A 14,384-nucleotide genomic window follows, 5' to 3' on the forward strand; every position below is an offset into this window, starting at 1 on the left:
TCGCAATGCGTCACCCGCGCCACCGTCCGCCAGAGGAGAGTCTGCGTCTCCCGCCGACGGAGCCCCTGCTGTCTGGAGCTGTCCTGCGTCCCCGCCCATCACGAACACATGCGAGTTCGTTCGATTGACGAAGAAATACCAGCCCCCTTGACCCGTTTGCAAGGGCGTGACCGGGCACTCCTCCGTGTCAATCCGTTGATGCAGTGCGCCGTTTTGCAGTCTGGCGGTCGGAAGATGTTGGGGATGGAGATGGAGGGGAAACGGACTGCGACAGGCCGACCGCACCGCGCCAGCATGCGCGGGGTCCAGGCCTCGAAGCTGGAGTGAGACGATGACTTGAAGGGGCCTGTCTCAGCGCAGGTGGTCCACGCGAGGACGCACAGTCTTGGCCTGGAGTTCCAGTGTCATGGCGCGACGTCTGCCGATGCTTCCACCGATAAGCATCCCGACGATGCCCCCCAGCCAGATGATAGCCAGTCCAACATCCGTTTCGGTGCCGCCGATTGCTCCGCCGCCCCAAGCGCCGACGAGGAAGCCGAGGAATCCATACAGCAATACGCTCAAGGAGGCTTGCCGGTTGAGGCCCTCCGCGTGCTGCTTGATGGCGAATGGGGCGTAACGCAATGTCAACGGAGAGCCTCCTTGCGTTGCCTGACGGGCCGCGACTCTCGGAACATCGCACGGACTTCTCAGGACTGCAGGAAGTTCTCCACTTTCACCTCGTAGCGAGTGACGGGACGGCGGAAGCAAGCCTCCTACGCTACGCCACGGCCCTTCAGAGCTTGAAAAACAACAACAGGGCCATGGTGAATCCAGAAATCTGAATCCCTTCAAAAATGAGACTGTCCATCGTCACGTTGATGCCCGCCCGCCCTTGACGCAGAAGCAGGGCGCGTCGAGCCAGATAGGCTACGAGAAGAGCGACATGGACACCCCATGCATACCAGAAAACAACAACCCCCTCGAAAACCCCACCGCTCGCGATGAATGCAAACACAGCCGCAATGGCGCCCATGAAAGCAAGAAGGACCGCCCATTCCCTGAGGGTCGAGGGAATCGTCTCATTCGCTTGGTCACCATTGCCAACCCGCCCATGTCCGGGTTTGGCGCATCAAACCAGGACCTGCCGAACCGAGGGGGCTACGGAGCTCGCGGTCCAGCACCGACGATGCGATGGACCACGGCGAGCAGTTGGTCGATGTCGAAGGGCTTGGGCAGGAAGCCGGCGCACGGCAGGTGCTGCCAGAACTCCGGTGGACTGGCGCTCATCATCACCACTGGCACGTCGCGCAGGCTTGGATCCTTCAACATCGCATCCAGCACGCCCGGCCCGTTGAGCATCGGCATCATGTAGTCGAGCAACACCATCGACGGGCGCTCGCGCGCCATCCGCTCCAGCGCCTCGCGGCCGTTGAGCGCGGTGGCGGTGGGGTAGCCCTCGTCGGACAGGAGGTCCCGGACGGCCTCCACGATGCCGAACTCGTCGTCGACGATGAGGACGGGCCCCATGATTACGTCCCTCGGCGCTTGCGGACGTTCCGGCGCGGCTTCGACGGGGTGGCCTTGGCCGAAGGCGTGTCCTTGCGTGGCTTGCGCCGTGGCTTCGGCAGCGGGGCCGGCTCCGGCGTGCGCGCCAGACCCGTCATCAGCATCTGCCCCTCCTCGAACGGCTGCCCCACCTTGATGCCCTTGGAGGTGATCTCCAGCTCGCGCAGAGCCGGGTCGTAGCCGCTGTTGCGGACCTTCAGCGCCGCGATGAAGCGCCGCAGCCCGGAGTGCAGCTCCACCATGCGCAAGAACAGGATGTTCTCCGCCACCATGGAGATGCCCTTGAGGGGGAACCGCACCTCCGGCCCGAAGGCCGCGGTGGCCTCCGCGCTGTAGACGAGCGTCACCTCGCGCACCCGGCACTCGTTGACGAGCGCCGCCAGGAACCGCGCCACCCGCGCGTTCCGGGTCGAGGCACGGCGAAGCGCCTCATACCCATCCAGGAAGATGCGGCGCACCCGCCCGCTCCGGATGGTGGTGAGCAGCTCGGTGCCCAGCTTGTCGAGGATGTTCTCCGTGGGCGGCCGGAAGCTCACCTCCAGGTCCCCCCGCTCCATCAGGGGCTGCAGGTGAAGGCCCACCCCGGCCGCCTGGGCCAGCATCCGCTCCGGCGCGTCGTAGAACGCGAAGTAATGGCCGCGCTCGCCCCGCCGCGCTCCGTCCGCCAGGAAGCTCAGGCCCAACAGCGTCTTTCCGCTTCCAGGAGGCCCCAGGAGGATGGTGGTGGAGCCCGCCGGCACGCCACCGTGCAGCATCGCGTCCAGGCCCGCCACCCCGAAGGCGTCGCGCTCGCGCTTCGCCGCGCCGGGCACCAGGTTCCCGTCCACCATGGACTCGAGGCGGGGGTAGACCGTCAGCCCGTCGCCGGTGATCTCAAAGCCGTGCTGCCCCAGCTTGTAGGCGCTGCCCCGGAACTTGCGGACGCTCAGCTCGCGCAGCGTGCGCACCCCGAAGGAGCGCTGCCGCAGCAGCAACAGGCCGTCCACCATCGTGTGCTCGGCGCGCAGCCCCTTGTCGCCCCCAGTGGTCAGCACCACCGTCGTGCACCCGATGAGCCCCGTCACGACCTGGAGGCCATGGATGAACTTCTTGAGCGCCTGGCGCGATGGGGCCAGCTCCTCGGCGGCCAGCAAGCCGTCGAGCACCAGCAGGGACGCCTTGTGCGACTTGATCTCCTTGCGCACGAGGTCCGCCAGCGCCTCCAGTCCCCCCTGCTCCAGGATGGTGAAGGCGCTGAGGTAGCTGATCTTCTCGGGCACGAAGGCCGGGTCGAAGAACGACAGCGTCTGGAGGTTGCTCACCAGCTCCGTGTGCGACTCCGCCAGCAGCGTCAGGTAGAGGACGCGGTGGCCCTGGGCCGCCTGATGGAAGCAGATCTGGTTGGCCAGGATGGTCTTCCCTGCCCCCGGCAGCCCCAGGACCATGTACATCCGGCCCTTGCGCAGGCCACCGCAGAGCACGGTGTCCAGGCCAGGGATGCCCGTGGACACCCGCTCCGCCTCACGTGGACCTCCCGGGGTCATCTCGCGCTTCCTTCCTCGGCGCCGTGCGCCGGGTCAGGGCCGTGGGAGACGGTCCTGATCCCACCTTTAATCCAGCCAATCCGAGAGGGAGCAACAATCTGGGGAACGACCGGTACTGAACGGCATGCCCCTGCCCCTCCGGCCGCTCACGGGCCCGCGTGGGTGTCCGTCGCTGGCGCGAGTGCCGTACCGCCCGTCAGCGGCTTGAGCGATGCGCGCAGGGCTTCAATCTGGGCGCGCGCCTGGGTCTTCAACGTCTCCACGTCGTCCAGGGTCATCCCCTTCGTGGAGATGGGCGTGCCCACCGTCACCAGCCCTCGCGACGTCGCGAAGCGCCACGAGTGCTTGGGCAGCGCGAGCCGCGTCCCGCTCACCGCCAGCGGCAGCACATCCGCCTGCATCTCGATGGCGAGCCGGAAGGCGCCGTCCTTGAAGGGCAGCAGTTCGTCCGTCTTGGAGCGCGTGCCCTCCGGGAAGATCATCACCGGCATCCCCTTGAGCATCCATTCCTTGCAGCGCGCCATGGCGCCCGTGGCCGAGTCGCGGTCGCCGCGCTCCACCGGGATGTCGCCCGCGATGCTCATCATCCAGCCCACCACCGGGACCTTGAAGAGGCTCTTCTTGCCCAGCCACTTCATCTCCCACGGTAGGTGGGAGATGAGGAAGGGATCCGCGTTGGATTCGTGGTTGCTCACCACCACCGTGTTGGGGGCCACGCGCTCCGGCAGCTTCCCGTGCACGCCGAAGCGCCAGTAGGGCGTGAGCTTCGCGGCGGTGACGCCCACCAGCCGGAAGCACCGGCCGACCACGTAGCGCCGCTTGTCGAAGAGGCCCGTGAAGATCAGCAGGAAGAGCTGGACGAAGAAGCCCACCAGGGCCACCAGGCCCACCTCGACCCAGGTCCAGATGGAGAGCAGTGCGTTCATTGGGGGTGTCCCTTGGGGATGAGGGGGTTCAGGAGAGGACCTCGGGGTCCAGGTCCACGCTCACCGGGCAGTGATCGGATCCATGGACGTCGGGATGCACGGAGGCCTTGCGCACGAAGCCGAGCGCCGCCGGCGTCGCCAGCACGTAGTCGATGCGCCAGCCGATGTTCTTCTCACGCACGCCCGCGCGCTGGCTCCACCACGAGTAGTGGCCGCCCGCGGGGTTGAAGTGGCGGAAGGTGTCCACCCAGCCGGCACGGAGCCACCGGTCGAACTCCTCGCGCTCCTCCGGACGGAAGCCGCTCGTCTCGCGGTTCTCTCGCGGGCGTGCCAGGTCGATGTCGCGGTGCGCGGTGTTGAAGTCGCCCATCACCAGCACGCGCTGGTTGTCGCGCAGGGCCTTCTCCAGCCGCGCGAAGAGCCGCCGGTAGAAGTCCAGCTTGAAGGGGATGCGACTCAAGTCCCGGTCCTTCCCGTTGCCATTGGGGAAGTAGCCGTTGACCACGGTGAGCTTGCCGAAGCGGGCGAACTGGAGGCGGCCCTCCGCATCCACCTCCGGCGCGTCCAGGCTGGTGGTGAGGTCCTCCGGCTCGTGCCGGCTGTAGAGCCCCACGCCGCTGTAGCCCGGGCGCTCGGCGGCCACGAAGTGGGTCTTCCAACGGCGGGGCGCGCGTACCTCCGCGGGCAGCTGCTCCACGCGGGCACGCACCTCCTGCAGCCCCACGATGTCCGCCCGGGCCTTGGAGAGCCACGGGAGGAAGCCCTTGCGGTGGATGGAGCGCAGACCGTTGACGTTCCAGGAGACGACTCGCACGCCCCCGCTTATGGCGAAAGCGCGCGGGTATTTCCAGCCCCCACCGTCCCTGGATGGACGATGGGGGCCGGTCACTTCACTGCTCAGTGCGTCACGGCGTCTCGAGCGGGCTGGCCTTGTTCTGCGGGCCACGCGTGCTGCGGATGATGAAGTCCGCGCTGTTCACGTCCGAGTCGTAGCCATTGCCGGCGTCCTTGTCGACGCCGCTCTCCATGGTGGCGGCCGACGAGGTGACCTTGGCCTTGCGCTCGTAGCTGCCGGCGGCGGCCGGGGTCCCGGTGACGGGGCTCTTGCCTTCCGCGGAGTCGGCCGTCGAGCCGTAGCCCACCCAGTCCACGGCGTTGGCATCCGTCAAGCCAGTGCCGATGCTGGGCTTGCCCAGGCGGATGTGGCCCGCGGTGCCGGACAGCTGGATGGTGGTGCCGGCGGACGCGTCACTCGCGGCCGTGCTACCGCTGGAGTAGGTGCTGCCCGTCACCAGGTAGAAGCCGTGAGCGGCGATCGTCGCGCCCGTGGGGAACGTGAATGCGGCGGTGTTGTAGGTCGCGCCCGTCGCGCTCTTGTACTGGAGCTTCCAGCCCGCGATGTTCACGTCCGCATTCGTCGGGTTGTAGAGTTCGATGAACTCGTCGTTCGCGCCGGCGGGGCCCGCGGCGGCGAACTCGCTGATGACGATGTGGTTCGTCGTGGGGGCGGAGGTGACCTTCGCCTGAGCGGACACGGACTGGCCGTTGAGCGTGGCCACGATGGTGCCCGTCGCGGCTGCCGACGCACCGGTGAAGGTGAACTTCGCGGAGATCTGGTTGGCCGGCACCGTCACGGTGGCCGGCACGGAGCCCACGCTGCCCGTCGTCGAGAGCGCCACGGCCGTGTCCGCCGCGGGCGGCACGTCGAGCGTCACGGTGACCAGCGCCGTCTGGCCGGAGGACACCGCCACCGTCTCCGGCGACAGGAACGCCAGCGAGGCCACCTCGGTCGCGCCGAGCACGCGCACCGTGGCCTGGCGCGTGTCCGCGCCCAGCGTGGCCGTCAGCGTCGCCTTGGCCGAACCCGCCGCCGCGTCCGCCGTCACGACCACCGGCGCGGTGCGCGAACCCGCATGCACCGTCACCTGGCCGCCGTTGGCCACGACCACCGAGGCGCTGGACGACGTCACCTGCACCACCACGTCCGTGGTGGCGTCGGTGCTCAGCGTCACCTCCAGCGGCTCCGGAATCGTCTCACCCGTGGTGCCCGAACGCGCGAACACCGCGGCAGGCTCCAGCGCGCTGAGCGTCGCGGTGCTGGTGCCGGCATCCGTGCCCGCGTCGACCGTGCCGGCGTCCGTGCCCGCGTCGATCGTGCCGGCATCCGTCTCCGTGCCGGCGTCCGTGCCCGCGTCGGTAGTGCCGGCATCCGTGCCCGCGTCGATCGTGCCGGCGTCCGTGCCAGCGTCGATCGTGCCAGCATCCGTCTCCGTGCCGGCATCCGTGCCCGCGTCGATCGTGCCGGCATCCGTGCCCGCGTCGATCGTGCCGGCGTCCGTGCCCGCGTCGATCGTGCCGGCGTCCGTGCCCGCGTCGGTCTCCGTCCCAGCGTCCGTGCCCGCGTCGATCGTCCCAGCGTCCGTGCCCGCGTCGATCGTGCCGGCGTCCGTGCCCGCGTCGGTAGTGCCGGCGTCCGTGCCCGCGTCGGTCTCCGTCCCAGCGTCCGTGCCTGCGTCGGTCTCCGTCCCGGCATCCGTGCCTGCGTCGGTCTCGGTGCCCGCGTCGGTGCCGGCATCCGTGCCCGCGTCGGTCGCCGGGGTGTTGACCTGACAGCGGTTGTTGCAGCGATCGTTGTCGACGCGGTTGCCGTCGTCGCAGGCTTCGCCAGTCTCGACGATGCCGTTGCCGCAGACAGGATCCTTCGCGTCATCACCACCGCACGCCGACAACACCAACAGCACCGCTGACAATGGGACCAGCAAGTGCCGGGAAGACCAGGACATGGAGACTCCGTGTTGAGTACTGAGCCTCCTGCAAACCACAAAATTACAGGGCGACGCAAACCCGTCCGGTCACTTTTGGCCGTGCTGTTACGCGGCTCCTGAGCCACCGGTTTCTTAAAACCTGACAACCTGGGGGGAGGGGCTCCAGCGACGCTGTTTCAGCTCGAGATGACAGGCGGTTGCGGGGATGCCGAAGCCTCCAGATCGTGAGCATCCAGGAAGCCCCGAACAGCCTGGGCGATCTCCGTGCCCGCCTCCAACAGGCCCGCGTGGCCCGCGTCGTCCACCTGGAGCCAGTCGGCCTGGGGCAATGCGCGGTGCAGCCGCTGCACCTCCGACAGGGGCACGAGGAGGTCGTCTCTCGCGGCGATGATCTGCACGGGCACGCGCACGGACGGGAGGACATCCCAGGCGTGGCCCTCCGTGAGGCCTCGCAGCGTGCGCCAATAGGCCTGGGGACTCATCCGGTGGAGCGCGATCAGGAACTCGGCGATGTCCTCGCGCGGCGCCCTTGCGCGCAGCGCTCCCACGGCCCGGGCCAGCGGATCCGCGAAGCGGCTGGCGATGACGGCCTTCACCGCGGGCGCCACCACGGGCACCCACGGCGTGCCGGCGCGCAGGGCCTGACGCGCCGCGGACAGCGCGACCCGGGAGCCCCAGCGCGAGTCCCCTGACCACGGCACCCCGGCCGTCCCCGCGATGAGCGTCATGGACGGCACCAGCTCCGGGCGTCGGCGGTACAGCTCCAGCAGGATGCGCACGCCCATGGAGAAGGCGATGTGGTGCGGCGGCCGGCCATCCCCGCGCGCCATCGCCGCTTCGGTGACCCGCTCCAGGTCGTCCACGTGCACCGGCACGCGGTAGTCCCCGCCGCTCGAATCGTCGCTCCCGCCGTGGCCTCGGTAGTCCCAGTGCACCACCCGGTGGTCCTGCTCCAGGTCGGCGACGATGTGACGCCAGAAGTTCTCCGACGTGCCGATGCCGTTGGTCAGCAGCACCGTCGGCCGAGCCGCGAGCGCCGCGTCCCGTGCGGCCTCCGGCAGGCCCGCGCTGTGGGTGTGGACCGCCACCCGGGTGCCATCCGGGGCGGAGACGAGGAGCGTGTCGCGGCGATAGGGCATCCACCGTCCACCATGCGACCGGGCAGGTTCGGGTGCAAGGGTTCCCGACCCCTCCCGGTGGGATGCCCGCCCCGCCCTCTCCGCACGAGGGCTTTGACGCCCGCGCCACGCCGGGCGATCTTGGCGTGGATGCTGAGTGTGGAGGCCGAAGGGTTGGACGTGGGGGCGGTGCTCGCCCACTACGAGGCGCAGGGTTTCGCACGCCTGGGTCGCGTGCTGGATGACGCGGGCGTGGAGTCCCTGCGTGAGCGGGCGGACGACCTGATGCTCGGCCGTGTGGTGTACCCGGGGTTGTTCTTCCAGCCGGACGCCGCCTCCGGGCGCTACGAGGACGCACCCCTGGGGTTGGGCTGGCAGGGGCCGTCCCTGGAGTACCGCAAGCTGGAGAAGCTGGAGAAGGACCCGCGCTTCCTCGCATGGGTGGAGAACCCGCTGTTCGAGCGGATCGCCCGCGCGCGCATCCCCGGCGACATCGTCCTGTACCGCGCCATCCTCTTCCACAAGGGCCCGGCGGGCGGCAGCAACCTGCCCTTCCACCAGGACGGCGGGAAGCTGTGGGGCCTCACGCGGGAGCCTGACCTCCAGATCTGGACCGCGCTGGACGACGCACCGGAGGGCGGCGGCTGCCTGGAGGTGATCCCCGGCAGCCACCGCGAGGGGCTGGTGACGGCGCTCGGCGGCGTGATTCCACCAGACCGCGTGGCGGCGGCGGACGTGGAGGCGCGCGTGGTGCCCCTGCCCGTGCGGGCCGGGGAGGCGCTGCTCGTCCACAACCACGTGTGGCACCGCTCGGGACGCGGCCGGCCCGGGCAGCGGCGGCGCGCGTTCTCCGCCTGCTACATGAGCGCGGACACCACCTGCGTGCGCAAGAAGAAGGCCCCGCGCGTGTTCCCGCCGGTGTTCCGCCACCCGGTGCGCGGCGGCTGAAAGGCCCTATCATCCCAGGCGTGTCCGGCCACCCTGGAGTCCTCGTCGCGGAGCAGCCCCACTACCTGCCGTGGGTGGACTTCTACGAGCAGGTCGCGCGCGCCGGGACGCTGGTGGTGCTGGACGACGTGCAGTGGCTCCGGCGCGGCTGGCAGCGCCGCACCCGCGTCGCCCTGCCCGCTGGAGTGCCCACGCCACCGCCCACGGAGCCCGGCTTCCAGTGGCTGTCCATCCCCTTGGAGGATCCGCACCGCGACACGCGGATCCGCGACCTGGCGGTGGACGCGAGCCAGCCGTGGGCGCGCAAGCACCTCCAGGCGCTGGTGACGCTCTACGGAGGCCGGCCCCACTTCCGCGCGCAGGTGCTCCCCCTGTTGGAGCCCTTCTACGACGCCGCGGCGCGCGAGTCCGGCCCGGGCTCGCTCCTGCGCGTGCTGCTCTCCAGCATGGCGCTCTTCCACGCACCGCTGGGCCTCGCGCCGAACATGGTGTGCTCCTCCACGCTGGAGCGCCGGGGCGAGGACAAGACGCAGCGGCTGGTGGAGTACTGCCTCCAGATGGGGGCTCACACCTACTACTCGGGGACGGGCTCCACGGTGTACCTGAAGCCGGAGCGCTTCCGCGCGGTGGACGTGCGCCTGTTGTGGCAGCGCTTCCGGCATCCGGACTACGCCCAGGGACGCGAAGGGCGTTTCGTCACGGGGCTGTCCATCGTCGACGTGCTGGCCAACGTGCCCGTGGAGACGGTGCGCATGTGGCTCCAGCCGTCGCCGTGGGGGCCGTTCGCGGGGGACGGCCCCCAGCCGCTTCAGCGCGCCGACGCGGAGGTCGGCGCGGACGGCTCGGGCTTGTCGAAGCGCACGAAGTAGCTGCGCACGGCGGCGTCGAGCAGCGCCGGATCCAGGCGCGGCGTGGTGCCCTGGTAGTTCGCCATGTCGATGACCTGATCCAACAGGTCGCGCGGCTGACACGCGGCGAAGGGCCGGTGGGCCGGGCGGTAGTGCTCGTCGATGAGGTAGTCGACGGCGCGCGCGTCGTACGGCACGCCGCGCTTCTTGCACATCACCTGGAAGATCTCATGGAACTGCTCCTCGTCCGGGCGCTGCACCTCCAGCTTGTAGCGGACGCGGCGCAGGAACGCGTCATCCACGAGGGCGCTGGGGTCCAGGTTGGTGGAGAAGGCCGCGAACACGTCGAAGGGCACCTGGATCTTCTTGCCGGTGTGGAGCGTGAGCATGTCCACGTCGCTCTCCAGCGGGACGATCCACCGGTTGAGCAGGTCCTTGGGGGACACCTTCTGCCGGCCGAAGTCGTCGATGAGGAGCATGCCGTTGGTCGCCTTCATCTGGAACGGCGCCTCGTAGTACTTCACCTCCGGGGTGTAGACGAGGTCGAGCATCTCCAGCGTCAGCTCACCGCCCACCACCACGAGCGGGCGGCGGCAGCGCACCCAGCGGCGATCGTACGAGGGCATGCCGGGCTCGTCCTCGACGGCGCGGTGGATGTTCGCGTCGAACATCTTCACCACGAAGTCGTCGATGAGCAGCGCGTGGGGGACGAAGATGTCCCCGTCGTAGCAGTTGACCATGCCCTGGCAGATGGCCGTCTTGCCGTTGCCCGGGGGGCCGTAGAAGAAGATGGCGCGCCCGGAGTTCATCGCCGGACCGATGCCGTCGAAGATGTAGTCGCGGATGATGAGGTCGCCGAACTTGTCCTGCATGCGATGGCGCGTGATGCGGTTGCCGCGCACCGTCTGCTGCTTCACGGCGGCGACCCATTCGTTGAAGGGCACCGGCGCCGGGCCGTTGTAGCGGTTGCGGTCGAGGATCTGCCGCAGCACGTCCGTCACGAAGGTCGTGAGCTGGTAGATCATCGTGGAGCGGCCGACGCCGGAGGCGCCGCCACCGCGGATGTCGATGTACTTCTGGCGGCGCAGGCCCTCGATGACCTCGTCCACCAGGGCGGTGGGCAGTTGCAGGCGCGTGGCCACGTCCATGCCGCGCATCTCGCCCGCGAAGAAGATGGCCTTGAGGACCAGCTCCTCCACGAACGTCGTGTTCAGGCCGGCCTCCTGGAGCGTGCGCGGCTGCGTGGGCCAGAAGCGGTTGGTCGCCGGGGCATCCGAAGCCTCGCCGCGCCGGAAGCCGCGCCGCTCCGGGCCCACATATCCCTGGGGCGGAGGAGGCGCGGCCCCGCCGCGGCGATCCGCGCCGCTGGGGCTGGGGCCACGGCGGTCGCCTTCCGGGGCCGAGGCCCCCCTGCGCTCCGCGTCCGGCCCACGCCGGTCCGAGGCGGAGGCCGCGGGGCGCCCCTCCGAGGGCGGAGGGGCGCCAGGGGGCGCGGTGCGCCGCTCCGTCTGCACGTCCAGGTTCTCTTCGTTGAAGGGCGGCGGCGCGCCCGGCGGCGGCACGCGGGGGCGCGGCATCGGGTCGAAGATGACGGACGGCAGCGGCGCGGACTGCGCGGGGCGTGCGCGGGCCGACACCTCCGACGGGGTGGCCGCGATGGGCTGCCCCGACGGGGCGAGCGGTCGGGCGCGGGGAGGCGCCGCCAGGACGGGGTTGGCCGGCGCGGCGGGCGTCTCCAGGGGGGTGATGTTGCGATTCAGGTCCTGCTCGGCGTCGGGGGAAGACGGACCTGGGCCAGGAGGGGGCCTGCGAAAGAAGTCGGTCATCACGGCTCCGGCGGAGGGGGAGGCCACTCTACCCCACCGCCCTGTGCGAGGTGTTAACTTCGGGCCATGAGCTTCTTCCAGGCGCCCCCCGGTCTTGGCAACCAGTACGACGATGACGCGTTCCTGCAGGGCTATCTTGCCCGCACCCTTCCGGAGGACATCCTCCGTCCGCTCACCGATGACTTCCGGGAGCTGGGTGAGCTGAGCGGCAAGCACTTCTACGAGTTCCAGCAGCGCGACCGGCTGAACGAGCCCGTGCTGACGCAGTGGAGCCCGTGGGGGCAGCGCATCGACCACATCGAGGTGTCCCCGCTGTGGAAGGAGGCGGAGGCGCTGACGGCGCGCAAGGGCCTGATCGCGACGGCCTACGAGCAGAAGAGCGGCGCGCTCAGCCGGGTGCACCAGTTCGCGCTCAACTACCTGATCCAGCCGTCGCTGGACGTCTATTCGTGTCCGCTGGCGATGACGGATGGCGCGGCGCGCTCGCTGCTGTCGCTGGGCAACCAGGCCCTCATCGATCACGCCCTGCCCCGCCTGACGTCGCGCGATCCGGCGACGTTCTGGACGTCGGGCCAGTGGATGACGGAGCGCACGGGCGGCTCGGACGTGGGTTTGACGCTGACGGAGGCGCGCCAGTCGCCTGAGGGCTGGCGGCTGTACGGGACGAAGTGGTTCACGTCCGCGACGACGGCGCAGATGGCGCTGACGCTGGCGCGCCCGGTGGGCAACGGCCCTGGCGGCAAGGGGCTGGCGCTCTTCTTCGTGGAGACGCGGGACGCGGCGGGCCAGCTCAACCGCATCCAGATCAACCGGCTGAAGGACAAGTTCGGGACGCGCAAGGTGCCCACGGCGGAGCTGACGCTGGACGGGACGCTGGCGGTGCCGGTGGCGGGGCTGACGGACGGCATCCGCAACATGGCGATGATGCTCAACGTGACGCGGACCTGGAACGCGATGGGCGCGACGTGGAGCATGCGGCGCGCGCTGGCGCTGGCGCACGACTACGCGAAGCGCCGGGTGCAGTTCGGTGCGCCGCTGTCGGAGAAGCCGCTGCACGTGGACACGCTGGCGGGGCTGGAGGCGGAGTTCCAGGCGGGCTTCCTGCTGGCGTTCCGCGGCGTGGAGCTCTTGGGCAAGCTGGAGACGCGCACGGCGACGGAGCAGGAGCAGCTGTTGCAGCGGCTGGTGACGCCGCTGGCGAAGCTGACGACGGGCCGGCAGGTGGTGCACGTGACGTCGGAGGTGACGGAGTCCTTCGGCGGCGCGGGCTACGTGGAGGACACGGGCCTGCCGCGCATCCAGGCGGACGCGCAGGTGCTGTCCATCTGGGAGGGCACGACGAACGTGCTGTCGCTGGACTCGCTGCGCGCGCTGGCGAAGGAAGGCACGCTGGAGGCGTTCTTCCACGAGGTCGAGGGCCGGCTGTCGAAGGTGACGGACACGGGCCTGCGGCCGTGTGTCCAGACGGCGCACGACGCGCTGGAGCACGCTCGGGCCTGGGTGTCCGGCGCCATGGCGAACCCGACCACGATGGAGGCCGGGGCGCGGCGCTTCTCGCTGACGCTGGGGCGCACGCTGGAGCTGGCGCTGCTGAGCGAGCACGCGCAGTGGTGCCTGGAGCACGGGCACGGGCCGCGCAGCCGTGCCGCCGCGCGGCGGTTCCGGCAGAACGGCGTGGACCTCATCCAGGATGAAATCGACCTGGATGAGTCGCGGCTGCTGGGGTGAGCCGAGCGCGGGGACAGGTGCATGTGGACCGCGCGCCCATTATGAAGCGTGCGCCATGTCCGTCCTGAGCCCCGAGCAGTGCCAGCGCTTCGCCACCGATGGGTATCTCGTCCTGCCGTCCTTCGTGGACGGCGGGACTTGCGAGCGGATGCGGGCCGTCATCCAGGAGCAGTTGGCGACCGGTGAGGGCCCGGTGGAGTACGAGGCCGACGTGGCCTACCCGGGTTCTCCGGCGAGCCGGACGGATGAGGGCGGCCGGACGGTGCGCCGGTTGTTGAAGGCCCACGGGCGCTCGCCCCTCTTCGCGGCGTGGTTCGACGACGCGCGGATGGTGGAGGCGCTGGGGCGGTTGCTGGACGGCCCGGTGGTGCAGGCGCGGGCGCACCACAACTGCGTGATGACGAAGCAGCCGCGCTATTCATCGGACACGGGGTGGCACCAGGACGTGCGCTACTGGGCCTTCGCGCGGCCGGAGTTGATCTCCACGTGGCTGGCCCTGGGCGCGGAGACGCCGGAGAACGGCGGCCTGAAGGTGCTGCCCGGGACGCACCGGATGGCCTTCGCGGCGGAGCGCTACGACGAGCGGCTGTTCCTGCGGCCGGAGCTCCCTGAGAACGCGGCGCTGATCGCGGAGACTCGGTACGTGCGGCTGGCGCCCGGGGACGTGCTGCTCTTCCATGCGCGGCTGTTCCACGCGGCGAGCCGGAACCACACGGCGGACACGAAGTACTCCGTGGTGGCCACGTACCGGAGGACCGACAATCCGCCGGCCCCCGGCTCGCGTTCCGCGCGGGAGTAAGCGCGGGGAACGGATGCCTCAGGGCGAATAGGGATATCGCTCGATGAGTTTTCCGTCGGGCGAGACGGCATAGAGTTCGAACCAATCGAGTTCGAAGTTCCCCCCGGGACCGATTCCCTCACAGGCGTCGACGCGACGATTCACCCGAACGCTGTATAGGACGCCAGAATGGCGGGTCCATCCAGCGTCGCCATGGGCTCCACGTCTTCAGGCCACTCAAAGGGTGACGTGGCTGTTCCTCCAGCGCCCGTCCCTGCATCCACGTCAGGAGCAGGACGCGTCCGCACAGGAACTCCTGCATCTGGCTTCGATTCATTCCGCGGCGGAGCTGACGTTCCCGCGTCCGCGAGCAACA

General features: G+C 69.7%; 13 protein-coding genes. 4 read left to right on the forward strand and 9 right to left on the reverse strand.

What is annotated here, in order from left to right; genetic code table 11:
• Positions 1-351: 351 nt before the first annotated feature.
• The 8 genes from FOF48_RS22240 to FOF48_RS22275 form a co-directional block, all read right to left on the reverse strand.
• Positions 352-630, reverse strand: a complete 279-nt coding sequence (locus FOF48_RS22240; RefSeq protein WP_143904751.1) for a hypothetical protein — start codon at positions 628-630, stop codon at positions 352-354.
• Positions 631-775: 145 nt separating this feature from the next.
• Entirely contained in the window at positions 776-1,015 is a 240-nt protein-coding gene (locus tag FOF48_RS22245) for a hypothetical protein (protein ID WP_143904752.1), read from the reverse strand.
• Between the two features lie 125 nt (positions 1,016-1,140).
• Complete coding sequence (locus FOF48_RS22250) at positions 1,141-1,509, reverse strand: two-component system response regulator (protein WP_143904753.1); 369 nt, start codon at positions 1,507-1,509, stop codon at positions 1,141-1,143.
• Positions 1,510-1,511: 2 nt separating this feature from the next.
• A complete protein-coding gene (locus FOF48_RS22255) occupies positions 1,512-3,071 on the reverse strand; it encodes an ATPase domain-containing protein (RefSeq protein ID WP_143904754.1) in 1,560 nt (519 codons plus the stop codon).
• A 146-nt stretch (positions 3,072-3,217) separates the two neighbouring features.
• Complete coding sequence (locus FOF48_RS22260) at positions 3,218-3,997, reverse strand: 1-acyl-sn-glycerol-3-phosphate acyltransferase (RefSeq protein ID WP_143904755.1); 780 nt, start codon at positions 3,995-3,997, stop codon at positions 3,218-3,220.
• 28 nt (positions 3,998-4,025) lie between these two features.
• On the reverse strand, positions 4,026-4,811 hold the full coding sequence (locus FOF48_RS22265; protein WP_143904756.1) for an exodeoxyribonuclease III: 786 nt from the start codon (positions 4,809-4,811) through the stop codon (positions 4,026-4,028).
• A 91-nt stretch (positions 4,812-4,902) separates the two neighbouring features.
• Positions 4,903-6,780, reverse strand: coding sequence for a lamin tail domain-containing protein (locus FOF48_RS22270; RefSeq protein WP_143904757.1), 1,878 nt, complete (start codon positions 6,778-6,780; stop codon positions 4,903-4,905).
• 158 nt (positions 6,781-6,938) lie between these two features.
• The gene (locus FOF48_RS22275) at positions 6,939-7,901 is read right to left on the reverse strand and encodes an alpha/beta fold hydrolase (protein WP_143904758.1); all 963 of its coding nucleotides are present in this window, start codon (positions 7,899-7,901) and stop codon (positions 6,939-6,941) included.
• A gap of 129 nt (positions 7,902-8,030) precedes the next feature.
• On the opposite strand from FOF48_RS22275, the gene FOF48_RS22280 reads away from it, so the two are divergent.
• Together FOF48_RS22280 and FOF48_RS22285 are read left to right on the forward strand one after the other, a co-directional pair.
• Complete coding sequence (locus tag FOF48_RS22280; protein ID WP_143904759.1) at positions 8,031-8,828, forward strand: phytanoyl-CoA dioxygenase family protein; 798 nt, start codon at positions 8,031-8,033, stop codon at positions 8,826-8,828.
• A 20-nt stretch (positions 8,829-8,848) separates the two neighbouring features.
• Positions 8,849-9,697 carry a WbqC family protein gene (locus FOF48_RS22285; protein ID WP_143904760.1) on the forward strand — a complete coding sequence of 283 codons (849 nt, stop codon included), beginning with the start codon at positions 8,849-8,851 and terminating at the stop codon, positions 9,695-9,697.
• Here FOF48_RS22285 and FOF48_RS22290 read toward each other — a convergent pair.
• The gene (locus tag FOF48_RS22290) at positions 9,637-11,502 is read right to left on the reverse strand and encodes an ATPase (protein ID WP_186002018.1); all 1,866 of its coding nucleotides are present in this window, start codon (positions 11,500-11,502) and stop codon (positions 9,637-9,639) included. The two genes, FOF48_RS22285 and FOF48_RS22290, sit on opposite strands and share 61 nt — an antisense overlap.
• Positions 11,503-11,568: 66 nt before the next feature.
• On the opposite strand from FOF48_RS22290, the gene FOF48_RS22295 reads away from it, so the two are divergent.
• The gene (locus FOF48_RS22295) at positions 11,569-13,230 is read left to right on the forward strand and encodes an acyl-CoA dehydrogenase family protein (protein ID WP_143904761.1); all 1,662 of its coding nucleotides are present in this window, start codon (positions 11,569-11,571) and stop codon (positions 13,228-13,230) included.
• A 55-nt stretch (positions 13,231-13,285) separates the two neighbouring features.
• Positions 13,286-14,029 (forward strand): phytanoyl-CoA dioxygenase family protein, encoded by a 744-nt coding sequence (locus tag FOF48_RS22300; protein WP_143904762.1) that lies wholly within the window; start codon positions 13,286-13,288, stop codon positions 14,027-14,029.
• Positions 14,030-14,384 lie beyond the last annotated feature (355 nt).

This window comes from Corallococcus sp. Z5C101001 (assembly GCF_007352635.1).
GTDB classification, from domain to species: Bacteria; Myxococcota; Myxococcia; order Myxococcales; family Myxococcaceae; genus Corallococcus; species Corallococcus silvisoli.